26 protein-coding genes and 2 riboswitches are annotated in these 24,456 nt (G+C 38.2%); of the genes, 21 read left to right on the top strand and 5 right to left on the bottom strand.

Annotated elements, in window-relative coordinates:
* Nucleotides 1-174 precede the first annotated feature (174 nt).
* The 3 genes from ACFX4R_RS13665 to ACFX4R_RS13655 all read left to right on the top strand — a co-directional run bounded on the left by ACFX4R_RS13665 (nt 175) and on the right by ACFX4R_RS13655 (nt 1,319).
* Entirely contained in the window at nt 175-774 is a 600-nt protein-coding gene (locus ACFX4R_RS13665; RefSeq protein ID WP_043982833.1) for a TlpA family protein disulfide reductase, read from the top strand.
* Between the two features lie 213 nt (nt 775-987).
* Nucleotides 988-1,131: an FbpB family small basic protein gene (locus tag ACFX4R_RS13660; protein WP_013057252.1), complete on the top strand. Its 144-nt coding sequence runs from the start codon at nt 988-990 to the stop codon at nt 1,129-1,131.
* Between the two features lie 44 nt (nt 1,132-1,175).
* Nucleotides 1,176-1,319, top strand: a complete 144-nt coding sequence (locus ACFX4R_RS13655) for an acid-soluble spore protein N (protein WP_043982832.1) — start codon at nt 1,176-1,178, stop codon at nt 1,317-1,319.
* A 31-nt stretch (nt 1,320-1,350) separates the two neighbouring features.
* On the opposite strand, the gene ACFX4R_RS13650 is transcribed toward ACFX4R_RS13655, so the two are convergent.
* Nucleotides 1,351-1,962 carry a hypothetical protein gene (locus tag ACFX4R_RS13650; RefSeq protein ID WP_043982831.1) on the bottom strand — a complete coding sequence of 204 codons (612 nt, stop codon included), beginning with the start codon at nt 1,960-1,962 and terminating at the stop codon, nt 1,351-1,353.
* Between the two features lie 172 nt (nt 1,963-2,134).
* Between ACFX4R_RS13650 and tlp the strand changes: the two genes are divergently transcribed.
* The 3 genes from tlp to ACFX4R_RS13635 all read left to right on the top strand — a co-directional run bounded on the left by tlp (nt 2,135) and on the right by ACFX4R_RS13635 (nt 4,417).
* A complete protein-coding gene (gene tlp / locus ACFX4R_RS13645; protein ID WP_013083367.1) occupies nt 2,135-2,377 on the top strand; it encodes a small acid-soluble spore protein Tlp in 243 nt (80 codons plus the stop codon).
* A 111-nt stretch (nt 2,378-2,488) separates the two neighbouring features.
* The gene (locus ACFX4R_RS13640) at nt 2,489-3,916 is read left to right on the top strand and encodes a phospholipase D family protein (RefSeq protein ID WP_165575079.1); all 1,428 of its coding nucleotides are present in this window, start codon (nt 2,489-2,491) and stop codon (nt 3,914-3,916) included.
* Between the two features lie 78 nt (nt 3,917-3,994).
* On the top strand, nt 3,995-4,417 hold the full coding sequence (locus ACFX4R_RS13635) for an acyl-CoA thioesterase (protein WP_237074961.1): 423 nt from the start codon (nt 3,995-3,997) through the stop codon (nt 4,415-4,417).
* A 41-nt stretch (nt 4,418-4,458) separates the two neighbouring features.
* Here the strand turns inward: ACFX4R_RS13635 and ACFX4R_RS13630 are convergent, their stop codons facing one another.
* Nucleotides 4,459-4,749: a HesB/YadR/YfhF family protein gene (locus tag ACFX4R_RS13630; protein ID WP_013057245.1), complete on the bottom strand. Its 291-nt coding sequence runs from the start codon at nt 4,747-4,749 to the stop codon at nt 4,459-4,461.
* Nucleotides 4,750-5,128: 379 nt separating this feature from the next.
* Nucleotides 5,129-5,722: a glycerol-3-phosphate 1-O-acyltransferase PlsY gene (gene plsY / locus ACFX4R_RS13625; RefSeq protein ID WP_043982828.1), complete on the bottom strand. Its 594-nt coding sequence runs from the start codon at nt 5,720-5,722 to the stop codon at nt 5,129-5,131.
* A gap of 205 nt (nt 5,723-5,927) precedes the next feature.
* On the opposite strand from plsY, the gene ACFX4R_RS13620 reads away from it, so the two are divergent.
* The 4 genes from ACFX4R_RS13620 to ACFX4R_RS13605 all read left to right on the top strand — a co-directional run bounded on the left by ACFX4R_RS13620 (nt 5,928) and on the right by ACFX4R_RS13605 (nt 12,108).
* Nucleotides 5,928-6,341, top strand: coding sequence for a CoA-binding protein (locus ACFX4R_RS13620; RefSeq protein WP_013057242.1), 414 nt, complete (start codon nt 5,928-5,930; stop codon nt 6,339-6,341).
* Between the two features lie 333 nt (nt 6,342-6,674).
* Entirely contained in the window at nt 6,675-8,651 is a 1,977-nt protein-coding gene (parE, locus tag ACFX4R_RS13615; protein ID WP_043982827.1) for a DNA topoisomerase IV subunit B, read from the top strand.
* A complete protein-coding gene (gene parC, locus ACFX4R_RS13610; protein ID WP_165575081.1) occupies nt 8,648-11,074 on the top strand; it encodes a DNA topoisomerase IV subunit A in 2,427 nt (808 codons plus the stop codon). The genes parE and parC overlap by 4 nt, the downstream gene beginning before the upstream one ends.
* Before the next feature lie 212 nt (nt 11,075-11,286).
* The gene (locus tag ACFX4R_RS13605; protein WP_377569787.1) at nt 11,287-12,108 is read left to right on the top strand and encodes an alpha/beta fold hydrolase; all 822 of its coding nucleotides are present in this window, start codon (nt 11,287-11,289) and stop codon (nt 12,106-12,108) included.
* On the opposite strand, the gene ACFX4R_RS13600 is transcribed toward ACFX4R_RS13605, so the two are convergent.
* Nucleotides 12,094-12,735, bottom strand: coding sequence for a LysE family transporter (locus ACFX4R_RS13600; RefSeq protein WP_043982821.1), 642 nt, complete (start codon nt 12,733-12,735; stop codon nt 12,094-12,096). The genes ACFX4R_RS13605 and ACFX4R_RS13600 overlap by 15 nt on opposite strands.
* A gap of 152 nt (nt 12,736-12,887) precedes the next feature.
* Between ACFX4R_RS13600 and ACFX4R_RS13595 the strand changes: the two genes are divergently transcribed.
* The 5 genes from ACFX4R_RS13595 (at nt 12,888) to ACFX4R_RS13575 (ending at nt 15,601) form a co-directional block, all read left to right on the top strand.
* Nucleotides 12,888-13,655 (top strand): YqcI/YcgG family protein, encoded by a 768-nt coding sequence (locus ACFX4R_RS13595; protein WP_098249603.1) that lies wholly within the window; start codon nt 12,888-12,890, stop codon nt 13,653-13,655.
* A complete protein-coding gene (locus ACFX4R_RS13590; RefSeq protein ID WP_034651653.1) occupies nt 13,630-13,938 on the top strand; it encodes a cupin domain-containing protein in 309 nt (102 codons plus the stop codon). Before ACFX4R_RS13595 ends, ACFX4R_RS13590 begins: the two co-directional genes overlap by 26 nt.
* A gap of 21 nt (nt 13,939-13,959) precedes the next feature.
* Nucleotides 13,960-14,547 (top strand): cysteine hydrolase family protein, encoded by a 588-nt coding sequence (locus ACFX4R_RS13585; RefSeq protein WP_043982818.1) that lies wholly within the window; start codon nt 13,960-13,962, stop codon nt 14,545-14,547.
* 90 nt (nt 14,548-14,637) lie between these two features.
* Nucleotides 14,638-15,129 (top strand): GNAT family N-acetyltransferase, encoded by a 492-nt coding sequence (locus ACFX4R_RS13580; RefSeq protein ID WP_136789211.1) that lies wholly within the window; start codon nt 14,638-14,640, stop codon nt 15,127-15,129.
* A 103-nt stretch (nt 15,130-15,232) separates the two neighbouring features.
* On the top strand, nt 15,233-15,601 hold the full coding sequence (locus ACFX4R_RS13575; protein WP_043982815.1) for a hypothetical protein: 369 nt from the start codon (nt 15,233-15,235) through the stop codon (nt 15,599-15,601).
* A 36-nt stretch (nt 15,602-15,637) separates the two neighbouring features.
* On the opposite strand, the gene ACFX4R_RS13570 is transcribed toward ACFX4R_RS13575, so the two are convergent.
* Complete coding sequence (locus tag ACFX4R_RS13570) at nt 15,638-17,077, bottom strand: amino acid permease (RefSeq protein WP_043982813.1); 1,440 nt, start codon at nt 17,075-17,077, stop codon at nt 15,638-15,640.
* Between the two features lie 102 nt (nt 17,078-17,179).
* A riboswitch (Lysine riboswitch) is annotated at nt 17,180-17,364 on the bottom strand.
* Between the two features lie 174 nt (nt 17,365-17,538).
* Nucleotides 17,539-17,639, top strand: a riboswitch (TPP riboswitch).
* A gap of 32 nt (nt 17,640-17,671) precedes the next feature.
* On the opposite strand from ACFX4R_RS13570, the gene thiT reads away from it, so the two are divergent.
* The 6 genes from thiT (at nt 17,672) to ACFX4R_RS13540 (ending at nt 24,424) form a co-directional block, all read left to right on the top strand.
* Nucleotides 17,672-18,280 carry an energy-coupled thiamine transporter ThiT gene (gene thiT, locus ACFX4R_RS13565; protein WP_165575083.1) on the top strand — a complete coding sequence of 203 codons (609 nt, stop codon included), beginning with the start codon at nt 17,672-17,674 and terminating at the stop codon, nt 18,278-18,280.
* 156 nt (nt 18,281-18,436) lie between these two features.
* Nucleotides 18,437-19,855, top strand: coding sequence for an ethanolamine ammonia-lyase reactivating factor EutA (locus tag ACFX4R_RS13560; protein ID WP_377569784.1), 1,419 nt, complete (start codon nt 18,437-18,439; stop codon nt 19,853-19,855).
* A 26-nt stretch (nt 19,856-19,881) separates the two neighbouring features.
* Nucleotides 19,882-21,252, top strand: a complete 1,371-nt coding sequence (locus ACFX4R_RS13555; RefSeq protein WP_165575084.1) for an ethanolamine ammonia-lyase subunit EutB — start codon at nt 19,882-19,884, stop codon at nt 21,250-21,252.
* Between the two features lie 14 nt (nt 21,253-21,266).
* Nucleotides 21,267-21,980, top strand: coding sequence for an ethanolamine ammonia-lyase subunit EutC (gene eutC, locus ACFX4R_RS13550; RefSeq protein ID WP_043982809.1), 714 nt, complete (start codon nt 21,267-21,269; stop codon nt 21,978-21,980).
* Between the two features lie 21 nt (nt 21,981-22,001).
* Nucleotides 22,002-23,351: an ethanolamine permease gene (gene eat / locus ACFX4R_RS13545; RefSeq protein WP_377569782.1), complete on the top strand. Its 1,350-nt coding sequence runs from the start codon at nt 22,002-22,004 to the stop codon at nt 23,349-23,351.
* Nucleotides 23,352-23,494: 143 nt separating this feature from the next.
* Complete coding sequence (locus ACFX4R_RS13540) at nt 23,495-24,424, top strand: TcaA NTF2-like domain-containing protein (protein ID WP_230184138.1); 930 nt, start codon at nt 23,495-23,497, stop codon at nt 24,422-24,424.
* The last annotated feature ends 32 nt before the right edge of the window (nt 24,425-24,456 follow it).

Raw genomic sequence — 24,456 nt, 5'->3', positions numbered from 1 at the left:
TCTCGTGAGCCGCTCTTTTTTTATGCAAACGCACCGTTTTCGACAAAAAGTGAGAGGGGAATATGCTATATTATAAAAGAAAATGCCCTATAAAAGGATTATTTTAGTAGATATTGCACATATCTATTAGTACATAGATTATCACTTTTTAGAAGAAATAAAGGAGCCGATCATATGGTTAAAAAAATAATTGCGGTCTTGCTTCTAGTAGGCTTTCTTAGCTACGCACTTTGGCAAGGGCTTTCTCCAAATGAAGCATCCGATAATTCTAACTTAAGCGAATACAAGGATTTAAATATCAAAAAAGGCGATAGTGCTCGTCAGGCTTCGGGTCAAGCTTATGGGTTGGAACCAAAAGATACAGCGCCTCCGTTTACACTGTCAGATACGAGCGGGAAATCTGTTCAATTATCGGACTTTAAAGGAAAAAAAGTCATTTTAAACTTTTGGGCAACATGGTGTCCGCCATGTCAAAAAGAAATGCCCGATATGCAAGCGTTTTACGAGAAATATGGAAACGATGTACAGCTGCTTGCGGTTAATTTAACTTCGTCGGAAGGCAGTAAACAGGCAGTATCTAAGTTTCTTAAAGAAAAACAGTTTACGTTTCGTGTATTAGTGGACGACCAAGATAATGTAGGAAGTAAAAAATATCGAGTCTCCACCATTCCGACATCTTACTTTATAGATGAAGAAGGGAAAATTGTTCAAAGAGTGAATGGTCCAATGACGCTTAAACAAATGGAAAACTTTGCTCAACAAGCAGCGAATTAACTTCGCTGCTTGTTTTATTAAACATGAAACTTATTTACTATATCATCGTATATATAGATAAGTCATTAAACATGTCAAACTTTCTTACAACTTTTCAAAAAAGTATGTTTACTTATCTGACAAATTGGTTACAATATAGATAGTTATATGATATCAGTTTCTTTAGATTTTTCAGATTTTTCATAAAAATTACATAAAGTAGGTGTTGTAATCATGAGAAAATTACGCAAACGTTCATTTGAAGAGTTAGTGCAAGAAAATAAAACGCAGCTGTTAAAAGATCAGTCAGAAATTGAACGCATTGAAATGGAAATTGAAAAGCGGTTAGAAGATCGTATGCTTGAAAGAGCTGAATAACTTTAAAGTAAGTTGGTTAGAGTAACGGTGAGGAGGGGATAAGCATGGGAAATCCTAAAAAACAAAGCAAACCTTTTGTTCCGAATCACATCGGCACTCAACCGAGAGAAGCTGGTGGAAATAACGGAAAACAAATGCAAGATAAATCCGGCAAGCATCCTCAAGTTATTCAAACCAAAGGTGAGTGAATAAAAAGTCGCTGAATTCAGCGACTTTTTATTATTTGAATTCTACCGTGAATAAATAAACGTAAGGATTGGTCGAAATAAGCTCTTTAACGACTTCTTCATCGTCGGTTGAAAGCGGAGCAACTCGTATGCCACTGCCATCGTCACCAAATAAAGCAGCAACTGGATATGTTTTATTCATTTTTACCGTTTGTTTTTTCTCTAATCCAATAAAGGAATAGCCGTTCATTTTTTTTGGCTTTTCCGCTTCTATTCCTAGGTTTGTATCGTTGCTGCCTACATTAAACATAATTTTGTGAGTATTATCATCGATTTTATATGTAATAGCAAACATGTCAAATTCTTTTGAAACAGTCAACCCTCCTGAAAATAAAGGTTCTTTTGCTTTTCCCTTTTCGTAATAAGTAGCTTTTACATAAGCTTCTTTTGCGTCACTAGGAGCTTTCACATCGTATGCAATGATATTGCTTTTGTAGTCCAGGTTTGTCACAGCTAACATTTTTTCTTCATGTCTTGAGTAATGATGAGGCTTCATAAAGGCACTTGCTGTCAATTTTGATGCCAATGAGGTTTGCGACATAAAAAATACGGCAAGCACTGCAATAAAGATGACGCTTAGTAATGTTATCATTCGTTTAGTCATAGAGATTCCCCCTTTGTATGTATATATTACCATATTATGTATGTTTTATATATACATTTTAACTTGATTATAATTATATTATGTAAACTAAAATCATTTTTTTCCACTTATAGAGATGAACAAATCCGGCATACTACAATTGTAACAAAGTTATTTTGAGGAGGAAGATACAATGGCATGGAATAAACCGAATCCAGACGATCGCAGTGATAACGTTGAAAAATTACAAACAATGGTGCAAAATACAATGAAAAACATTGAAGAAGCAGAAGAAGCTGCTGCATGCAGCAATGAAGAAGAGCGTCAGCGCATTCAGCAAAAAAATCACAATCGCGAAGTAAGTATCGAAGCAATGCGCAGCGAAATAAAAGATGAGTCAGAAGCTCGTCAAAATGGTTACGAAGGTACGATTTAATAAATAAAGCAACGACAATAAGCAGCTAAAAATAAACGGTTTTAGCTGCTTTCTTTCTATATTTTTTTAGTAAGTCAATACTAATACAAACTAGCGAAGAGGTTTATGTAGGTGAAAAAGCACGTGAAAAGGAAAGTAGTAAGGATTTTGATCAGTTTACTTGTCGTCTTGATTATTGTGGGCTCTTATCAAACACATAAGCCTTTGCCTAAAGGAGTTTCATACGAAAGTAAGCCCCACAAAGTAGAAGATGTATTTCTTTTATCAGACCTAACGTATCAAGACCAGCAGACATCTGTTTCTGAACAACATATTTTTCAAGCAGTTACGAATGCGATTGATGACGCAAAAGCTTTTATTATTATGGATATGTTTCTATTTAACGGCTACTATAACCAAGGCGAAACGTTTCCTCACCTTAGTGATACGCTTGCAAGTAAGCTGATTGAAAAGAAACGAAAACATCCTACTATCGAAATCGTCTTTATTACAGATGAAATCAATACAACCTACGGCTCACATGATTCAAAGTGGTTAGATTCACTGCGGCTAAACGGAATCAAAGTGGTGCAAACCAATTTATCTAAGCTCAGAGACTCCATTCCACTGTATTCTGCAGTGTGGAGAACTTTTATTCAGTGGTTTGGTGAAAAAGGAAACGGCTGGATAACAAATCCGTTTGGTACCAATGCGCCTAAAGCGACGGTCCGTGCTTATTTAAAGTTGTTAAATGTAAAAGCTAATCATAGAAAAGTAGTAGCAACAGATCAAAGCGTTATTATCTCCTCTGCCAATCCTCATGATGCAAGTTTTTATAATTCTAACATGGCCTTTGAAGTAAAAGGGAATATCATTGGAGATGTGGTGAAAAGTGAACAAGCGGTGTCAGATTTTTCTTACGGAGGAAAGTTACCTCGGTACAAGAAGAAAGAAAAAGAAAAGGGAGACCTCTATGTTCAGCTGTTAACAGAAAGCAAAATCTATAAGCACGTATTACATGATTTACGTCATGCTAAAAAAGGAGACGATGTATGGCTTGGCATGTTTTATCTTGGAGATCGAGACGTAATAAAGGCGCTTTTGAAAGCTTCCAAACAAGGCGCAAACGTACGATTAATTTTAGATCCTAATGAAAATGCGTTTGGAAGAAAAAAGTTCGGACTGCCTAACCGTCCAGTAGCAGCAGAACTTGTGAAAAAATCTAAAGGCAATATTAAAGTTCGCTGGTATCATACGGGAAAAGAGCAATATCATCCTAAAACTTTATTTATTCGGAACAAAAGAAAGGCAACGATTATTGCAGGAGCAGCAAATTTCACAAAACGAAATTTAGATGACTTGAATTTAGAAACGGATATTAAAGTATCAGGACCTTCTAACAAAAAGGTTATGACCGAACTAAACGCTTATTTTGACCGTTTATGGACAAATAACGACTACACATATACACTTCCTTATAAAAAGTATGAAAATAAGATGACGCGGCTGGAAACACTGATATATCGCATTCAAAATGTGCTTAGTCTTACAACATATTGAGTTACAACCAAACTAGTAGGAGTATATTCTCCTTATATGGTAAGATAAAACAGGAACAGTGCAAGAGGAGGTAGAATCATGCTAGTGTCGAAGAAAGAAATCGAAGTGCGCTATGCAGAAACCGATCAGATGGGCGTTGTGTATCATGCTAACTATTTAGTATGGATGGAAATAGGTCGAACGCAGTTTATTAGTGATTTAGGTTTTAGCTATGCACAAATGGAAAGAGACGGTGTGCTGTCGCCAGTTATTGATATACAGGCTTCATATAAAAAGCCGCTTCATTATGGCGAGACAGCTGTAGTACATACTTGGGTTGAGAACTATGACGGTCTACGCGTTGTGTACGGCTACGAAATTTTTAATTCAAATGAAGAACTTGCGTTAACAGGAGCATCGTCACACGTATGTGTGAAAAAAGAAAACTTTAAGCCTATTTCGATTCGCCGTAATTATCCGGAATGGCATAAAGCCTATGAAGATGCCAAAAAGCAAGGTTAAGCGCAAGAATAAAAAGCATCGATAAATCGATGCTTTTTTTCTTACGCTTCGTAATGAAAGTCAGGTTCTTTTGTTTCTTCATTATAATTTACGGTCAAATCATGACCGTCAAAGTACCAAAGGTCTTCATCTTCTACGAAGAATGTTAAACCGTCAACTTTTGTTTCAACGCCAACGTTTTTAGGAGAATCTGTGTTTACACCTAAAGAAAAACCTTTTTGAACGTTGCTGCATCCGCCGTAGCGAACAAAAAAGCGAATTGTTTCGTTTCCTTCTAGCATCATTTCATCTTTGTACCACGTAGCTGCTGCTTCTGTTACTGTTAATTTCATTAATTATGCTCCTTCCAATACTGCGGATACATTTATTATAGTAGAAAGGTAGATAAATTACCAATATATACGAATCCAGCTAGGAAGGAATGTGATAAAATAAAATAAAACGATTTAATATAGAGGTGAAGGCTTCATTTCTATATTAAATCGTTTCATTCTTTCATTTGAAATCATATTGTTTTCCAATGGTTTCCCAGCAGTGAACGCAGTAGCGGCTTCCTTCTAGCTGTGAATCCATTTTCTTATTTCGTTTGCAAATAGGGCATTTTTTCTTCACATCATTCACCTCCTTATTTTAGTATCAGTATAACTAATAAATAAGAAATGTATTCGCTTACAAAGTGGTTATAAAAAAAGAAATAAGAGGAAGCTCCTCTTATTTCTTTTTGCCTGACAAAAATGTGACTTTCGGTTCTGTTTTGTTGAGAATTCGGGTAATGTTTGCGCGGTGTCTGTAAATGACAAAGGCTACAATTAAACCAATAATCATAATAAGCATGTAGTCTTGCTTAAATAGCGTGTAGATAAAGGTTAATACCCCGGTAACCATTGATGACAGTGATACATACTTCGTTATGTATAAGCAGATAAAAAAACATAATAGTACGAAAACAAATAAAAGAGGTTCATAACATAAAATCACTCCGGCGGACGTGGCAACAGCTTTCCCGCCTTTAAATTTCGCGAAAACAGGAAAAATATGACCAATGACAGCAAATAAACCAATGAAGAGAATGTTTTGATTCGTATTAAATAAAAGCGGTAAAGAAGCTGCTAGGGTTCCTTTTAGAATGTCTCCCAGCGTAACGATAATTCCGGCTTTTACACCCAATGTACGAAAGGAGTTGGTCCCGCCTAAATTGCCGCTTCCATGCTCTCGTATATCGATGCCGTATCCTAGTTTTCCAACAACTAGTCCAAAAGGAATAGAGCCCAAGATATAGGCAAGAATAGGTAATAAATAATTCATGTTTGAAAGCTCCTTTATTTCTATATCGTTTCTATTTTACCATGAGATACTTAAAAAAACATAGCTAGTTTTGGGTGAGAGACAATTATTTTAAAAAAAGAAGACGTTTACAAAAATAGAGAAAACGGGTACTATATGCAGGAAATCAACTGTAAATCGCGAATGTTGTTCAGTACATATTATATAGCTAAGAGAGGTAATAGACATGTCCATTAAAATTCCTTCCCGCCAAGAGCTTGGTAAAATATTAAAAAAAAGCAAGCGCATTGCTGTAGTAGGTTTATCAGATAACCCTCATCGAACATCTTATATGGTTTCAGAAGCCATGCAGCAGCAAGGTTACGAGATTATTCCGGTGAACCCGACAATAAACTCAGCGCTTGGCGTAAAAGCCGTATCTTCATTAAAAGAAATTGAAGGACATATTGATATCGTTAATGTATTTCGCCGCTCTGAGCATTTGCTTGAAGTTGCAGAAGAATTTTTAGAAGTAGACGCAGACGTATTTTGGGCACAATCTGGTTTAATTAATGAAGAAGCATATGACCTGCTCGCTAAAAAAGGGTATACTGTAGTTATGGATCGTTGTATAAAAGTTGAGCATGCTTTAACAAAGTAAGATCTATAAGCAGAACAACCAACCCATGCACACTGCTTGCATGGGTTTCACCATGCGTTGAAATAGTAAGAGCGTTTCCGCTACAATAGACGTTAGACAGCTAGCTTTATAATGCTTATAATCCATGAATACACAAGATATTGCTTTTATAATACGGAAATTTGTGCTAAAATCTTGTAAGTACGCAAAAATAGAAACATACGTTCTGTTGGTGCGAACACTATAAAATTAAAAGATAGGATACATGATCATTTATTCTTAGACACGAAGCGCAAACGTTTGTGTTTCATACATAATGTAGTAATGTTCGTTGTGATGAAAGGGGTAGTATGAATGGCTCGGAAACAACAATTTAATTATAATGAAGACGCAATTCAAGTACTAGAAGGATTAGATGCCGTTCGTAAACGTCCTGGTATGTATATTGGAAGTACGGATACACGAGGTCTGCATCATTTAGTATATGAAATCGTCGACAACTCTGTCGATGAAGCTCTAGCAGGCTACGGAGAAGAAATTATTGTAACCATTCACAAAGATAATTCAATTTCTGTACAAGATAAAGGTCGAGGTATGCCAACGGGCATGCATAAACTAGGAAAACCAACGCCTGAAGTTATTTTAACCATCTTGCATGCAGGAGGTAAATTCGGACAGGGTGGATATAAAACAAGCGGAGGCTTACATGGAGTAGGTGCATCTGTTGTAAATGCGCTGTCTGAATGGTTGACGGTAACCATTCATAGAGATGGATTTATTTATGAACAGCGTTTTGAAAATGGAGGAAAGCCGGTTACGACGCTAGAAAAAATAGGGAAAACGAAAAAAACGGGAACAACGATTCATTTCAAACCGGATGCCACGATCTTTTCAACAACTGTGTATAATTATGATACGCTGTGTGAACGGCTCCGCGAATCGGCTTTCCTGTTAAAAGGATTCAAAATAGAGTTAATCGATAAAAGACATGATCGTCACGATATCTTTCATTATGAAACGGGTATTCAAGCCTTCGTTTCATATTTAAATGAAGAAAAAGATTCACTTCATCCAGTCGTCTTTTTTGAAGGGATTCATCATAATATTGAAGTTGAATTTGCCTTTCAATTTAATGATGGTTATTCTGAAACCATTTTATCATTCGTTAATAATGTTCGTACCAAGGATGGTGGAACGCATGAGTCCGGTGCAAAAAGCGCTATGACGCGTGCATTTAATGAATACGCCCGTAAAGTAAGCCTGCTAAAAGAAAAAGACAAAAACTTAGAAGGAACGGATATACGAGAAGGCTTGGGAGCCATCGTTTCCGTTAGAATACCTGAAGAGTTGCTTCAGTTTGAAGGACAAACAAAAGGAAAGTTAGGTACAAGTGAAGCTCGTTCGTCCGTAGATTCAGTTATTTCTGAAAAACTTGCCTATTTCTTAGAAGAAAACCCGGACGTAAGCTCTCTTCTTGTAAAAAAAGCAATCAAAGCTGCTCAAGCGCGTGAAGCAGCACGAAAGGCAAGAGAAGATGCAAGAAACGGGAAGAAACGAAAGCGTCAAGAAACCGTTCTAAGTGGAAAGTTAACGCCTGCGCAATCAAGAAATCCTCAGCGAAACGAACTGTACTTAGTCGAAGGGGATTCCGCCGGAGGTTCAGCAAAACAAGGAAGGGATCGCCGCTTTCAAGCTGTGCTGCCACTGCGAGGGAAGGTTATCAATACCGAAAAAGCCAAGCTTCAAGATATTTTTAAAAACGAAGAAATTAGTACGATCATCCACGCGATAGGCGGAGGAGTAGGAGCAGATTTCACCATCGATGATATTAACTACGATAAAATAGTCATCATGACCGATGCGGATACGGATGGCGCTCATATTCAAGTGCTTCTGCTAACATTTTTCTACCGCTATATGAAACCGCTTGTGGAAGCAGGAAAAGTATTTATTGCTCTTCCACCGCTCTATAAAGTAAGTAAAGGGTCAGGTAAAAAAGAAGTGGTTGAATATTCATGGAGTGACGAAGAATTGCAAGGGGCTATCGATAAGGTAGGAAGAGGGTATATGATTCAACGCTATAAAGGTCTCGGTGAAATGAACGCAGATCAGCTGTGGGAAACAACAATGAACCCAGAGACGCGTACGCTGATTCGTGTTCGTATTGATGATGCCGCTCGCGCTGATCGTCGTGTGACCACTTTGATGGGCGATAAAGTAGAACCTCGCAGAAAATGGATTGAAAGCAACGTAGCGTTTGGATTAGAAGAAGATCCAAATATTTTAGATAATGAAAATGTATTAACGGTCGCAGAGGAGGACGTACAATGACACAAACAGAACGCTTTTTAGATTTACCTCTTGAGGATGTACTAGGCGACCGTTTTGGTCGATACAGTAAATATATTATTCAAGAGCGTGCACTGCCGGATGCAAGAGACGGGTTAAAACCCGTTCAGCGCCGTATTTTATATGCAATGCACGTAGATGGGAATACAGCAGAAAAAGGCTTTCGCAAGTCAGCCAAAACTGTAGGGAACGTAATTGGTAATTATCACCCTCATGGTGATTCATCTGTATATGATGCTATGGTTCGAATGAGTCAAGAATGGAAAGTTAGAAATGTATTAATCGAAATGCATGGAAACAACGGAAGTATTGATGGAGACCCCCCAGCGGCAATGCGTTATACAGAAGCTCGCCTTTCATCGATTGCTGCAGAACTTCTACGAGATATTGATAAACAAACGGTTGAGTTTGTGTCTAACTTCGATGATACAAGCAGCGAACCAACTGTGTTACCGGCTATGTTTCCTAATTTGCTAGTGAATGGATCCACGGGTATTTCAGCTGGTTACGCTACGGAACTTCCTCCTCATCATTTAGGTGAAGTAATTGACGCAACGATCATGCGAATTGATAAACCAACGTGTACAATTGAAGAGTTGATGACGGCTATTCAAGGTCCTGATTTTCCTACAGGAGGAATCATTCAAGGGGTAGACGGGATTAAGAAAGCCTACGAGACAGGTAAAGGGAAAATTATTATTCGCGGAAAAACGGAAGTGGAGTCTATTCGCGGCGGAAAACAGCAAATTGTCATTACGGAAATTCCGTTTGAAGTAAACAAAGCCAACCTTGTTAAGAAAATGGATGAGCTTCGTTTAGATAAAAAAGTGGAAGGCATTGCTGAAGTTCGCGATGAAACGGATCGTACCGGTCTGCGCATCGTAGTAGAATTAAAAAAAGATGCAAATGCTCAAGGAGTACTTCACTATCTTTATAAAAATACGGATCTGCAAGTACCTTATAATTTTAACATGGTTGCTATTGCTAAAAAGCGACCAAAGCTTATGAGTTTGGCCAACATTCTTGATGCTTATATTGATCATCAAAGAGAAGTGGTAACAAATCGTTCTAAATATGAACTGCAAAAAGCACGTGAACGTGAACATATTGTAGCGGGATTGATTAAGGCCCTGTCGATTTTAGATGAAGTTATTGCGACGATTAGAGCTTCTAAAGACAAGCGCGACGCTAAAAATAATTTAATTGCCAAATATGAATTTACAGAACCTCAAGCAGAGGCGATTGTATCGCTTCAATTATACCGTTTGACAAACACGGACATCACAGCTCTACAAGCGGAAGCCGAAGAGCTAGGTGCTAAAATTAACGAGTTAGAAGAAATCTTACATAGCGAGAAAAAACTTTTTAATGTAATCAAAAAAGAATTACGCCGTGTAAAAAAGCAATACAGTACAGAACGCCGCTCAAAAATTGAAGCGGAAATCGAAGAAATTAAGATTAATCTAGAAGTGATGGTTCCATCTGAAGAAGTGATAGTGACAGTCACAAAAGACGGATACGTAAAACGAACAAGCCTTCGTTCTTACGCCGCGTCTAACGGGCAAGACTTCGGTATGAAAGATACGGACCGAATTTTAGCGAAGTATGAAATTAATACAACCGAAACGCTACTCATCTTCACAAACAAAGGAAATTATTTATATATACCAGTGCACGAACTTCCTGATATCAGGTGGAAAGACATGGGGCAGCATATCATGAACATTGTTCCAATTGATAAAGAAGAGCAAATTGTACGGGCGATACCGGTGAAAGAATTTAAAGAAAATCAGTATCTGCTTTTCTTTACGAAAAATGGTATGGTCAAAAAATCAGAATTACTTCAATATAAAGCACAGCGCTACTCCAAAGCTCTTGTCGCCGTTAATTTAAAAGGCGATGATGAAGTAATCGATGTATATCAAACGGATGGTAAAAAACAAGTGTTTATTGCCACTCGTTCTGGCTACGGACTGCGTTTCCGGGAAGAAGAAATCAATATTGTAGGAACTCGCGCTTCTGGTGTGAAAGGAATTAACTTAAAAGACGATGATTATGTTGTAAGCGGCGTTATCTTCGATGAAGATGAAGCTCTATCAACTGAATTATTTATCGCCACGCAGCGAGGAGCTGTGAAAAAGACAAAAATTACTGAGTTTGAAGAATCAGCACGAGCAAAACGAGGGCTAGTGATGGTCCGAGAACTAAAATCTAACCCGCATCAAATTGCAAAAGTAAAAGCAATTTCTAAAGAACATTACGTGATAGTGGAATCATCTAAAGGTCAAATTGAGCAGGTTGATCCGTCTACAATGCGAGCTAGCGACCGATACAGCAACGGTTCATTCGTATTGGACCAAAGTGAAGCTGGCAATTTAGTTGATGTGTGGCTGGAAGAAAAATAACCAAAAAAGTAGTAAAGTTTTTAACGCTTTACTACTTTTTTTATCTAATATTTTTAAATTAAACTATGTTCTAAATAAACAATATAAAAGAATTTCCCTACTCCTTATTGCAGATAAACATTATACACCTCCTACACAAGCCTCTAAGAAACTTTTGAATGTTCCAATTATCCTACACATATATATATAAGACCCACTAGGAGGTGTTATAGATGAACTACTTTATTCACGTAACTCCTAAGACTAAACTTTTTGTTCGAGATATTGGAAAAGGGGAACCCGTTCTTTTCCTTCACGGGTGGCCGGTTAACGCTAAAATGTACGAATACCAATTTACAACGTTGCCGGCCCGAGGTATTCGATGTATCGCTCCTGATCTTCGGGGATTCGGAAAATCAGATGCACCTTTCACCGGCTATTCTTATAATCAATTAGCGGATGATATTCGCATGTTAGTAGAAAGACTTGAGCTTAAAAATTATACGCTCGTAGGCTTTTCTATGGGGGCAGCCATTGCTATTCGATATATGAGCAGAAATTTAGGATATGGCGTGAAGAAGTTAATTTTATTAGGGGCAGCGGCTCCAAGCTTTATTCAAAAAACTGATTTTCCATATGGACTTCCTTCTGAAGAAGTAAATACAATTATTCAAAATACGTATAGAGATCGTCCTAATATGCTTGAAGAGTTTGGGAAAAAGTTTTTTAATCAGCCTACCAGCTCAGCCTTTAGAGGATGGTTTCAAGATTTAGGTTTAGAGGCATCCGGTCATGGAACGATTAAAACTGCGGTGTCTTTACGAGACGAAGACTTACGGGAAGATTTGAGTCAAATTTTTACTGAGACATATATATTACACGGAAAAAAAGATCAAATTTGTCCATTTGATCTTGCAAAAGTTATGAATCGTCATATTTCATTTTCTACACTTCTTCCATTTGAAAATAGTGGACACGGTCTTTTTTATGATGAACGTGAGAAAGTAAATGACACTCTTATTGAACTCATCGCTAAAAGCTCAGCCTATAAGTAAGGATATACATTTAAAACCGAATTGGCAGCCAAATAAAAAAAGTAAAAAACCTGCACCTAACGTAATAAAGCGAAGAAGCTCAGGCGTGATAAATTTTCTTGTGAAATGAATGCTGCTGGCAATATTTAAATTCCAAAGAAGGATGCCAAAGATAATAAAAAAACTGTGAAAAAAGACAGATAGCCACGTTTGACTTTGGAGGCTTTCGCTTAAGCTTGACCCAAATACACCAAACCAAAACACAATATTTAAAGGATTCATAAGAGCAATGAAGAAACCTGTAAAAAACGACTTATCTCTTTTAATAGAGGGTTTATTTACATCTATTGAAAAGGAACGAGAAACAGCTTGTTTCATACTTTGAAAGCCAACAAATGTGAGCATGACAAAACCAGTTGCATACAGGGTAACAGTAACAGCCTGCATCTGCACAAAAGGCGTTAACCCTATTAAAATGAGGAGCATAAATAAAATGTCGGCCGTCATGCCCCCTAAACCAACTAGCCAAGAAGCCCAAAATCCTTTTGTCAGCCCTTTTTTAATCATCTCTATATTAATTGGACCTACCGGTGCTGCGAGACTAATACCTAGAATTATTTGTTTTATAGCAATCAAAAACCACTCCACAAACACAGCCTCCTTTCTAACTTGTCCAATAGTAGCTTATATATATATAGATTAGAGTTTTATAATTTAGAAGCGGCATTTAGTTAAAAATGCTCATAAACTTTCTTTTCTTTAATACACATGTAACGTTGAGTTCCATAAGGAGGGTTTTAATGGCATCAAAAATGCTTTTTCGAGCCAATGAGATTTTAGAGTCAACGCATGTTCCATTTTGGGGAAAAGATGCTTTTCAATATTTCCGAAGCGATATATTATCAGAAGAAAATCCATTTCCTTGTATATTAGGGGTAGAAGGCTTTAAAAAAGATTTACTGCGGTTTTCATTTGTGACTACTCCTTATAACTACCAAGATATTAGGAATGCAGCGTCGGCACTTAGAGAATACATAGATACGTTCAAGACCATAGGTCGCTATACATCCTTTGTGTTATTCTTTAAGCCTGAACATAAAGAACGATCAATGGAAGAGTACGAAACGATGTTTTGGGATACGCTGACGTTTCTTCATCAAATTGATCAAAAGAAATGGCCGCAAGACATTCCAAAAGATCCAAAAGATCCATTATGGGAATTTTGCTTTCACGGAGAACCTATTTTTGTCGTATGTAATACGCCTGCTCATTCTTTACGTAAAAGCCGTAAGAGCAGAGGGTTTATGATTACATTTCAACCTCGGTGGGTGTTTGAAGGTATGACAGGAGATTCAAAAATAGGGCGGCACGTACAAAAGGTGGTCCGCGATCGGTTAAAAACATATGATGACGTATCAGCTCACCCTGAATTAGGATGGTATGGACAGCAGGAAAACCGAGAGTGGAAGCAATATTTTTTACACGATGATAACAACTATACTACTGGACAGTGTCCGTTTAAATTAAAAAGGAGTGAGCAGCATGGACGTAAAAAAAGCCTCTATTAAAAAAGGAGTTGGCGGAAAGTTTGAAGAAGTAATTAAAGAACTGCTTCCAGCGTATACTGGATATGTTGAAGTACAGCACGATATTGCTTTTCAAACGCACCCATCTCATACCCATCCAACTGATGAAATTCTTCATATACTTGAAGGATCTATTTACTTTACAGTTGAACATGATACGGTTCTATGTCAGGCAGGAGATCGAATACATTTACCGAAACAAACGGTTCATTCCTCAAAAGCCGGTCCTGATGGGTGCACATACGTTATTTCCATTTTAAAATAAAGACGAAAGAAGATGATGCTTATGCTACGTTCCCGGCCAGTGCTGCTGCTTATCGATGTACAAGAAGGGTTTTATTCACCACAGTGGGGGGAAAGAAACAATCTAGATGCAGAAAAACATATGCTGACGCTACTGCAAGCATGGAGGCGCCAAAATTATCCTGTCATTCACGTACAGCATGCATCAGAAAATCCAGATTCTCCTTTACACCCAAGTTCGAAGGGATTTCAGTTCAAAGAAGGGTTTGGTCCACAAGAAGACGAATACTTAATTCGCAAACACGTGAACAGCTGCTTCATTGGAACAGAGCTAGACAGTTATTTAAAAGCAAATGGCTATGATACGCTTATCTTAATAGGACTAACTACTAATCACTGCGTCTCTACGACTGCCCGCATGGCTGGAAATCTAGGGTACAGGACGTACGTTGTAAACGATGCAACAGCTTGCTTTGATGGTATGTCCTACGATGGAAAAACAAGGCTTCCTGCAGAAGATGTACATACATTCGCATTGTCTTCTTTGCATGAGGAGTTTGCAACGGTCGTTTCTACAAAAGAGACACTTCAAGTTCTTCAAACCTTTCAATATGCTCAAAATCATAACTGATGTGCATGCGCACATCGGTTTTTTATGTAGATTATGTTTCTTAAAAGAAGTAAAATAAAGATAATTCTATACTATAAGGAGTTTGTACATATGATCATTCGTTATGCTAAAGAAGAAGATTTACCTATGCTTGTTGAAATTTATAACCAGTCTGTTCAAGCAAGTGCTGCTACTTTTGATTTAACGCCTGTAACAGTAGAGCAAAGAAGGAGCTGGTTTGATAATCATATTAGCAATGAACTTTTTCCGCTTATTGTCGCAGAAAAAGATGGGGTAGTAGCGGGCTATGCTTCGCTTTCTTCTTATCGAGATAAAGAAGCGTACATTCAAACGGTAGAGCTATCGATTTATATTGATAAAAATCAACAGGGGTATGGCATTGGAAAACAGCTTATGAAGCGAATTTTGGAACTAGCTAAAGAACTCAACCATCACGTTGTCATTTCAGGGATTACAAAAGGGAATGATATCAGTATCAAAATGCATGAGCAATTTAATTTTACATTTTGCGGAGAATTTAAAGAAGTAGGCTGGAAATTCGATCAGTGGCAAGATGTGCTTTTTTATCAGCTTATTTTATAAGATGTATGACACCTTTACACATTGTAACGTTTTAGTTTCATGTGTAAAGGTTATTAAAATAATAAGTCGTTTTATTATTTTAATACGAAAGGTGTTAGCTATCATGAATACACGTTTTCAATATCAGCATCTAAGAGCTATTCCAAAGACATGGTCAAAAAAAGAACTGCATATCCAGCTGAATAGAATCAAACACAATTCTGAACTATCTACTATAGCAGCAGATCCACTTTTTCATCTGTTAGAATGTACCCATTCGGGCCTTCAAACTAAACAAGAAATCATAGACTACATCCAAAGCATTCCTACTCATCAACTTCCATCTTTTGTAACCCATTTAAGCAGGTTAGTTCAGCGTATTTATTATATAGAAGCTGCTGATTACTGTAATCGTCCCCTCAAAGGTTATATGCTTGTTATGAAAAATCAGCCCGCCTATATATCTCTTCATTTTGCTGATCAGATCACATAAAAAAAGCTCTCTATTCTTTTGAATAGAGAGCTTTTTTTATTCGTATTTTTTCACTGTTACTTGGCATTCTTTTAACGGAATAAGTTTTGACTTTTTCGTCCATTTGTATCCTAACCAAACAATTAAGAATAAAGGAAGTCCGATATAAGAAACAAGTACACCGTACCAGTCAATCGAATCACCCATAAACGCCGAATAGTTTTGACCTAAAATGACAACAGCACATAAAATAAAGGCAAAGATAGGACCAAACGGGAAAAGTTTTGCATGATATGGAAGTTCACTCAAATCATGACCTTGGGCAACAAATGCTCTTCTAAAACGATAGTGGCTGATGGCAATTCCTAACCAAGCAATAAAACCAGACATACCAGAAGCGTTAAGTAACCACGTGTATACCGCACCGTCTCCAAAAAATGAAGCACCAAATGCAAGTGTACCGACAAGTGCCGTTGCGATTAAAGCATTCACTGGAACGCCTCGTTTATTCACTTTTGCTAAGAACCTTGGTGCTTTTCCATCTTTCGCTAAGTTCCACAGCATACGCGTAGAAGCATACATACCTGAGTTACCAGCAGATAAAACGGCTGTTAAAATAACGGCATTGATAGCTGATGCTGCAAACGCCAGACCTGCTCGTTCGAATATTAAAGTAAATGGACTTACTCGCACATCATCACTTGCTAATGAATCGGCTGTGTATGGAATAAGCATTCCGATAACAAAAATAGCTAAAATATAAAATAACAAGATGCGCCAGAAGACTTGTTTAACTGCGCGAGGAACCGTTTTTTCCGGATCTTCACTTTCTCCAGCTGCGACTCCAAGCAACTCTGTTCCTTGAAATGAAAAACCAGCAGCCATAAAAATACCTAAGACAGTAAAGAATCCACCGTGAATGGGTCCATCACCAAGCGTGAAGTTTTTAAACCCTGGTGCTTCATTGTTAAAGATACCAAAAATCATCATAATGCCAATAACTAAAAAGATGATAACCGTTACTACTTTAATTAACGAAAACCAAAATTCAGATTCACCAAATCCTCTTACAGAAAGGTAGTTAAGCCCAAACATAATTAATAAAAACAGGGCACTCCATAAAATAGAAGAAGAGTTTGGGAACCAAAATTTCATAATAAGGGCTCCAGCAGATAATTCAGCTGCAATCGTAATAGCCCAGTTATACCAATAGTTCCAGCCGAGAGCGAAACCAAAGGATGGATCTACAAACCGAGACGCATACGTACTAAATGAACCGGCTTCAGGCATATAAGCTGCGAGCTCCGCTAGGCTGGTCATCAAAAAGTAAACCATGACACCAATGATAGCGTAAGCTAAAAGCGCTCCCCCAGGTCCTGCTGTGTGAATTGCTCCACCACTTGCTAGGAATAAGCCGGTTCCGATGGCTCCTCCTAATGAAATCATCGTTAAGTGGCGAGATTTCAACCCACGTTTTAATTCTTGCTGCTCTTGCATAGATAAATACTCCTTTCGAATGTACGGAAAGAGACGGGATAACATAAAAAAAGCCCGCAGTATATGTGCGCGCTTTTAAATCTGAAAACCGCGTCAACCTTCCGTGAAGATAGCTCTTCACATCACTCGCATGATGTGACAGTTCTGTTCCTGTTCGGAGACAGCCCCAGCTTAAATCAACCGAGAAGTGATCTAAACTTCGGCAATTTTTCCTTTCAAGCAACATCCTCAATGTTCTCTGCATTTCCGTTGCTTTACTATTAAAAACTGCGACCTCTACCTCATCGATTAGGATGAGGGTTTTTTATATTCATTTGACATAAAAGAAGTATACCAAATACTAAAACGATTGTCATTATAAAAAATAGATTCAGAAAATAGAAACATCTTTGAAATCTCTCGAATCTATTTTGCTACATATGGTATAATGAATGTTGTCATAATACTACATAAATATCCGAACGTACCACAGGGGGAGCCGCCGTGCTGAGAGTGAACAAATTGTTCAGACCCTTCGAACCTGTTAGTTAACGCTAGCGTAGGAATGTGGGAATAGTAGCATATATTTGCTTACTCCTGTGTAAACCGTTTGATATGAATGATTCAAAAACAGGAGTGAGAAACGTGAATAAAGCATTACCTTTACAGGCTAAAATTGAAATAGCTATTTTTGCAGCATTAGCACTTCTACTTGATCTTTTGCCTTCCATTAAGATTGCAACGGCTGTGAGTATTTCGTTCTCCATGGTGCCCATTTTTATTATGTGCTTTCGCTGGGGAGTAAAAGGCGGGGCTCTATCTGGTCTATTATGGGGGCTGTTGCAGTTGGCAACAGGAACGGCTTATATTTTAACAGCGCTACAAACGTTTATTGAATATATTGTGGCTTTTGCTTTTATAGGTTTTGGAGGTATTTTTTCGCAATCTATTAAAACAAATTTAGCTAACAATAACAGATCAAAAGCTTTTGTTTTGATTGTTTTATCCCTTGTTATCGGCAGCTTCGCACGGTATTTCTGTCACTTTATTGCGGGTATTATTTTTTGGGGATCATATGCGCCAAAGGGTATGTCCGCTCTATGGTATTCTTTTTCAATGAACGGTATTTCAATGGTAGGGTCACTAATAGCCTGCTTAATCATTCTTTCACTATTAATTCCATCCGCATCAAGAATGATTGTAACTAAATCACACTCATCATAAGCAAAAAGACTAAATCTACCAAGATTTAGTCTTTTTTGTCATTTGTCACCTTTGTTTACACAAAAGTGTGTCAGGTTTGATAACATAGTTAGTGAAATATTCAAAAAACTGTTTTATGATAATCACCATATTCAAACGAGATAAGGGATTGATAGCATGCTACAGAAATGGATAACGAGCATAGGTTTAGATATCGGAACAAGCACAACAAAACTGATTGTAAGCAAGCTGTTAATAGCAAATCAACAAAATCAGTTTACGCTGCCAGGCTGTCAAATTATTGATCGTCGCGTAACGTATGTAAGTTCTATCTACACCACCCCTATGCTAAACGATGTTGAAATCGATGTTCAAAGATTAACGGTACTACTAGAACAAGAGTATAAGAACGCAGGAATCTCCTTAGATCAAGTGGAGGCAGGTGCTGTGATCATCACAGGAGAAACGGCCAGAAAGCAAAATGCAGAAAGTATCGTTCACTATCTAGCCGAACATGCTGGGGATTTTGTTGTTGCAACAGCCGGCGCTGACTTAGAGGGAATATTAGCAGCAAAAGGATCGGGAGCAATAGAGCGTTCTGCTGAAACAAATGCAGTAATTGCCAATATTGATGTAGGAGGAGGCACTGCTAACATCGCTTTATGTCAAAATGGAAAAGTGATAGAAACGTTTACACTGCATGTAGGCGGGAGATTAATTCGACTAAATGAAGACGGTCTTGTTACCTACGTTTCGTCTCATTTAACTGAATTTTTGAAAAATAATTCTTTGACACTGCGAGAAGGTGAAAAAGCAGCATTTGAAAAGCTCTCGTCTATCTGTCAATTACTAGCTGAAGAAACCGTGAATTATGTAAAAGCGCTGAATCAAAATTCCTCGCTGCTCGTTTCTCCTCATACAAGATCTTCTATACATCCTGAAACGATCATGGTTTCAGGAGGAGTAGGAGCAATGATGGAGAAGCAAAAGCCAATAACAGTGAAGGAAGTGGCCATACACGGAGACGTTGGTCCGCTTCTAGCATATCATTTTCAATCCATCCAAGTATCTCAATCCGCTGAGACAACGCGCGCTACTGTAATTGGGGCTGGTATGCAAAATACAGAAGTTAGCGGATCAACCGTATATATTGGATCGAAGCGGCTGCCGTTAAAAAATATCCCGATTGTAGAGATACCCGTTCAGCAAGAAGAGACGTGGAATCCGCAGCTGTTTCAAGAAAGAGTTCGAGCGGCATGTATGCAGGCTTCAACTATTTTCAGCGCAGAAGACCCCCCTGCTGCTATTGCTTTATCTCATTTTCCTTACTGCAGCTATAAGATGCTTCAAGAATTAGCAAAAATAATAAGCGATGAATTTATTGCTTGTTTTAAGGGAGCTAAGTGCCTCGTTATTCTATGCGAACAAGATATTGCAAAAGCTTTAGGACAAGCACTAGCTAAACAGAGGAAAGAGTTAGAAATTATTTGTTTAGATCAAATTGATTTTACACACGGAGATTACATCGATCTAGGGTTACCAGTAGCCGGAGAAGCGATCTCCGTTTCCGTTAAAACGCTCGCTTTTTCATCATAATCAGCTGAACATACAAGGAGGAAACGATGTTTAAAACTACACGAATGTTAGGAGAAACATTTTCATTTTATAGCTTAAAAGAAATCATGGCCAAAGCAAACGAAGAGCGTTCTGGAGATCAGCTCGCAGGAGTTAGCGCTGAGTCAATGAAAGAACGAATGGCAGCAAAACAAGTTCTAGCTGATATCACACTTGCTGATATTCGAAATTACCCGCTGCTCAGCGCAGATGAAGACAACGTTTCGGCATTAATCGAAAGTCAGATTGATTCATCTGTTTACGACATTATTAAAAATTGGACAGTAGGGGATTTAAGAGAATACATTTTATCCGATCAGCATAGCGGAGAAGACCTTCTTGCACTTAGCAAAGGATTAAGCAGCGAAATGATTGCGGCAGCTACTAAAATTATGTCCAATTTAGATTTAATTCAAGGAGCTGCCAAGATAGAAGTGCAAACTACTTGTCAAACGACTATCGGCCAAAAAGGAGTATTGGCTTCTCGGGCCCAGCCTAATCATCCTTCAGATAACTTAAAGGGAATGAGAGCATCTCTATACGAAGCGTTAAGCTATGGAATTGGAGATGCGGTTATCGGAATTAACCCTGTTATTGATACAACGGATAATATTTACGTGCTTTTAAATGAAACAAAAAATATAATCAACGAATGGTCAATTCCTACTCAAAACTGTGTATTATCACACGTAACGAGTCAAATGAGAGCAATTGAAAAAGGAGCATCAGCAGACTTGATTTTTCAAAGTTTAGCAGGTACAGAAGCTGGTAATGATTCATTTGGAATTTCACTGTCTATGCTTGATGAAGCGACAGCGCTAATTCATGAAAAAGGAACGGCAAAAGGTCCAAACCGCTGGTATTTTGAAACAGGACAAGGTTCTGAACTGTCAGCAGAAGCTCACTATAACATTGATCAAGTAACGCTCGAAGCTAGATGCTACGGCTTAGCTCGTCACTACAAGCCTTTCTTAGTTAATACAGTTGTTGGATTTATTGGACCTGAATACTTATATAACAGCAAACAAGTTCTACGAGCTGGGTTAGAAGATCATTTCATGGGTAAAATGCACGGCCTGCCTATGGGAGTAGACGTATGTTACACCAACCACATGGATGCTGATCAAAATGATATGGATAATTTAAGTATGCTTCTGGGAACAGCTGGAGTGAACTTTGTCATAGGAGTGCCCATGGCTGATGACTGCATGCTAAACTACCAGTCTCTTAGTTATCATGACATTGCAACAGTACGTAATGTGTTAGGCCGTACTCCAACGCCGTTATTTCAAAAGTGGCTTGAAGATCAGCGTATTATGGACAACGGGCGCTTTACATCTAGAGCCGGAGACCCAACTATTTTTATGAATTTGATTTAAGGAAGGTGCTTACTATGATACCAAAGTCAAATCGCGATCCGCTTGAAACACTTAAACAATTTACCCCTGCCCGCATAGGTGTCGGCCGTACAGGAACAAGGCCGCTAACAAAAGACGTTTTATCTTTTCGCACGGATCATGCTGCAGCCGTAGACTCTGTATATGGAGTAGTTTCAGAAGATATTTTAGCCGAGTTTAACCTTTTCTCTGTGAATACACGCGTGGAGTCAAAAGAACATTACTTAAAACGGCCGGATCAAGGAAGGTTATTAGCAGATAACGCTAAGAAAGAAATTTTCAAAAACTGCGTGCGGCAGCCTGATGTACAAGTAGTAGTCTCAGATGGACTGAGCGCCAAGGCAATCGAAGAAAACATAAGCGACGTGTATCCAGCTTTAATTGACTCCCTGCAGTCATATGGACTTCATATCGGGACTTCATTTTTTGTAAAAGGGGGACGGGTTGCGTGTATGGATGAAGTTGGCGAGATCATAAAGCCAAAAGCACTTGTGCTATTGATTGGAGAGCGACCTGGACTGGTCAGTGCTGAATCAATGAGTGCTTACATGTGCTATGAACCTAGCAAAGGCAAAAAAGAGTCTGATCGTATGGTTATTTCTAATATTCATAAAAGAGGGACGCCTCCTATTGAGGCAGCCGCACATATCGGTACCATGATTGACAAAATGATTAAGCAGCAAACAAGCGGTGTACATCTTATTGTCTAAACATCAAAAGGAGGAGAACGTATGGCGTTACAAAAACAATTGAAACCTATTCATTTATGGGCTATTTCAGTGGGCATGGTTATTTCAGGACAATACTTTGGGTGGAATTACGGGTTTGAACAAGGCGGGATTATTGGGCTTGCAATTGCAACCTTAATTGTAACTGTGTTTTACACAACGTTTATGTTCAGTTATGCAGAGCTTTCAACATCTATCCCGCAAGCCGGTGGACCTTCAGCTTATGCAAGAAGAGCACTTGGACCTTTTGGGGGATATATCGCAGGAATTGCCTGCTTGCTTGAATTTATTTTTGCTCCTCCTGCTATTGCAGTGTCAACAGGAGCATACCTGCATTTTCTCATTCCAGCCGTTAACCCTGTATACGCAACGGTAGGTGCCTTTATTTTCTTTGTTTTATTAAATTTAATCGGGGTAAAAGAAGTAGCGGTGATTGAGCTTACAGCTACCATTGTTGCACTAATTGGTTTATCTATTTTTTATGTAGCTGGTTTGCCTCATGTACAAACATCAAATATTTTTAATGATCATTCATTTATTAACGGGCCAACAGGGGTACTAGCAGCTATTCCATTCGCTGTTTGGTTCTATCTGGCAATAGAAGGTGGAGCAATGGCAGCGGAAGAAGTGGAAAATCCTAAGAAAAACATTCCTAAAGGATTTATTGGAGCGATTATTACTCTAGCAACCGCAACGTTGTTTACACTATTTGTAACAGCAGGACTTGGCGGAGGAAGCGGGAAGCTAGCCGATTATCCACTTCCGCAGGCGCTGTCTTCTGTATACGGAAAAGGCATTTCAACCGTTGTTGCTATTATCGGGCTATTCGGCTTGATTGCTAGCTTAAATGGAATCATCATGGGATTTTCAAGACAAACCTATGCGCTTGCACGAGATGGTTACTTCCCTAAATTTCTTGCTAAAACGAATAAAAAAGGAGTTCCTGTCGGCGGTTTGTTGATTCCGGGAGCAATCGGCGTGATTTGTGCAGGATCTGCAACGTTTGCCAATGCACTTATTATCTTATCCGTGTTCGGAGCAATGATGATGTACTGCATCAGTTTAGTTTCTCTTTTCATTTTACGCAAAAAAGAACCTAACCTGTCCCGTCCTTTTAAAGTGAACTACCCGGTCGTGCCAAGTATTGCCTTAGTATTAGGGATTCTGTGCTTGTACAGCATCATAAAATACAGTGTTCTTACAACAAATTTAATGCTGTTTGGCGTTTCTCTACCTTTAATTTATGTGATTCTTGGAATTTTCCTTCTTTCAATTATTTACTATGTCTTTTATGGCTCTAGACAGCTCAAAAAAGAAGCAGCCAATTCATATCAAGAAGCATCCATTAAATAGTAAGGAAAACGGCTCGCTGTAAAGGCAAGCCGTTTTTCTTGCGAAATTAAAGGGTTGAGCGTTTTTTTGTAGAATGATATACTAGGTCTGTTTGTTGGAAGAATATACATACATTTATATTAGATAAAGAAGGGGCAATTATGATGAACAAACGTAATACAATCATTATCACGGTTGTTTCATCTATTCTGTTATCAGCCTGTCAGCAAGAAGAAACATTAAAAGACGGAAATACAATGATAGTAGAAAAAGATGCAAAAAAAGTACTAAACGAACCAAAAACACAGGTAGAAAGCATTCAATCGATTGATTTAAATAAAGAAGCAATGAGCGGGAAATTTATTACAGCCTGGATGACTGATTACTTTTCAGCGTTTGGAAAGGCAGTGGATCAAAACTCTTTTGATGATTTAAAAGCTTTTTTGAAAGCTGACAGTTCTTTTTATAAAGAGCAAAACCTTCTTGTTGAAAATTTCACACGCCAAGGCATCGAGCAGAAGAAGCAAACGTTTCATATTGTCAATTGGTATGAAGAACCTAACCATGTATTCAAAATACAAACCCACGAGGAAAGCTTATTAAAACAGCCGGGTAAAGATCCTTATACTAAAATTTGTGACCGCCTTTATACAGCCGTTTATCAAAACGATACGTTAAAGTTATCGAATGTAGAACCATTTGACTTTTCATCTAAACCAAATGCAAGCACTGAAACTCCCACTACACAAACAACAGATTTACACGACTACGATGGAAAATGGACCACTGGCAATGATAACGGATCTCCTATCATTCAATTTCTTGCTACATCAAACTCGGAAGCAACGATTAAAATAAATTCGTACCAGCCACCTAGCAAAATCCGCGTGTCAACCGTTGAACAAAAAAATATTCGTTTTGAAAATAACCAAGCAGCCATTGAATATGAAAATGATGGACAAGGAAATAAAGGAACCATTGTCATTACGCTTAAAGAAAACTCCATTTCATTACTTGCTAAAACAGATCAAAATAAAAAGGCAAAGTGGGGAATTCCAAGCGGTGATTACGTGCTCGATACGTTTGAGAATTAAAGATCATTTTAAAAACAGACTAAATTCGGCAT

The sequence above is a fragment of the Priestia sp. YIM B13490 genome, from assembly GCF_042787735.1.
GTDB lineage: Bacteria > Bacillota > Bacilli > Bacillales > Bacillaceae_H > Priestia > Priestia megaterium.
Note: the sequence above shows the minus strand (reverse complement) of the source record. Positions and strands in the feature narration are given on the sequence as shown.

What these genes read in the sequence shown, in the direction of transcription:
- ACFX4R_RS13630 (WP_013057245.1), bottom strand. Translation starts at nt 4,749, where the DNA reads ATGAAATTAACAGTAACAGAAGCAGCAGCTACGTGGTACAAAGATGAA.
- ACFX4R_RS13665 (WP_043982833.1), top strand. Translation starts at nt 175, where the DNA reads ATGGTTAAAAAAATAATTGCGGTCTTGCTTCTAGTAGGCTTTCTTAGC.
- ACFX4R_RS13585 (WP_043982818.1), top strand. Translation starts at nt 13,960, where the DNA reads ATGCTACGTTCCCGGCCAGTGCTGCTGCTTATCGATGTACAAGAAGGG.
- parC (WP_165575081.1), top strand. Translation starts at nt 8,648, where the DNA reads ATGACACAAACAGAACGCTTTTTAGATTTACCTCTTGAGGATGTACTA.
- ACFX4R_RS13605 (WP_377569787.1), top strand. Translation starts at nt 11,287, where the DNA reads ATGAACTACTTTATTCACGTAACTCCTAAGACTAAACTTTTTGTTCGA.
- ACFX4R_RS13650 (WP_043982831.1), bottom strand. Translation starts at nt 1,962, where the DNA reads ATGACTAAACGAATGATAACATTACTAAGCGTCATCTTTATTGCAGTG.
- eat (WP_377569782.1), top strand. Translation starts at nt 22,002, where the DNA reads ATGGCGTTACAAAAACAATTGAAACCTATTCATTTATGGGCTATTTCA.
- thiT (WP_165575083.1), top strand. Translation starts at nt 17,672, where the DNA reads ATGAATGATTCAAAAACAGGAGTGAGAAACGTGAATAAAGCATTACCT.
- tlp (WP_013083367.1), top strand. Translation starts at nt 2,135, where the DNA reads ATGGCATGGAATAAACCGAATCCAGACGATCGCAGTGATAACGTTGAA.
- ACFX4R_RS13590 (WP_034651653.1), top strand. Translation starts at nt 13,630, where the DNA reads ATGGACGTAAAAAAAGCCTCTATTAAAAAAGGAGTTGGCGGAAAGTTT.
- ACFX4R_RS13575 (WP_043982815.1), top strand. Translation starts at nt 15,233, where the DNA reads ATGAATACACGTTTTCAATATCAGCATCTAAGAGCTATTCCAAAGACA.
- ACFX4R_RS13540 (WP_230184138.1), top strand. Translation starts at nt 23,495, where the DNA reads ATGAACAAACGTAATACAATCATTATCACGGTTGTTTCATCTATTCTG.
- ACFX4R_RS13595 (WP_098249603.1), top strand. Translation starts at nt 12,888, where the DNA reads ATGGCATCAAAAATGCTTTTTCGAGCCAATGAGATTTTAGAGTCAACG.
- ACFX4R_RS13570 (WP_043982813.1), bottom strand. Translation starts at nt 17,077, where the DNA reads ATGCAAGAGCAGCAAGAATTAAAACGTGGGTTGAAATCTCGCCACTTA.
- ACFX4R_RS13555 (WP_165575084.1), top strand. Translation starts at nt 19,882, where the DNA reads ATGTTTAAAACTACACGAATGTTAGGAGAAACATTTTCATTTTATAGC.
- plsY (WP_043982828.1), bottom strand. Translation starts at nt 5,722, where the DNA reads ATGAATTATTTATTACCTATTCTTGCCTATATCTTGGGCTCTATTCCT.
- ACFX4R_RS13660 (WP_013057252.1), top strand. Translation starts at nt 988, where the DNA reads ATGAGAAAATTACGCAAACGTTCATTTGAAGAGTTAGTGCAAGAAAAT.
- ACFX4R_RS13580 (WP_136789211.1), top strand. Translation starts at nt 14,638, where the DNA reads ATGATCATTCGTTATGCTAAAGAAGAAGATTTACCTATGCTTGTTGAA.
- ACFX4R_RS13635 (WP_237074961.1), top strand. Translation starts at nt 3,995, where the DNA reads ATGCTAGTGTCGAAGAAAGAAATCGAAGTGCGCTATGCAGAAACCGAT.
- ACFX4R_RS13560 (WP_377569784.1), top strand. Translation starts at nt 18,437, where the DNA reads ATGCTACAGAAATGGATAACGAGCATAGGTTTAGATATCGGAACAAGC.
- ACFX4R_RS13655 (WP_043982832.1), top strand. Translation starts at nt 1,176, where the DNA reads ATGGGAAATCCTAAAAAACAAAGCAAACCTTTTGTTCCGAATCACATC.
- eutC (WP_043982809.1), top strand. Translation starts at nt 21,267, where the DNA reads ATGATACCAAAGTCAAATCGCGATCCGCTTGAAACACTTAAACAATTT.
- ACFX4R_RS13620 (WP_013057242.1), top strand. Translation starts at nt 5,928, where the DNA reads ATGTCCATTAAAATTCCTTCCCGCCAAGAGCTTGGTAAAATATTAAAA.
- parE (WP_043982827.1), top strand. Translation starts at nt 6,675, where the DNA reads ATGGCTCGGAAACAACAATTTAATTATAATGAAGACGCAATTCAAGTA.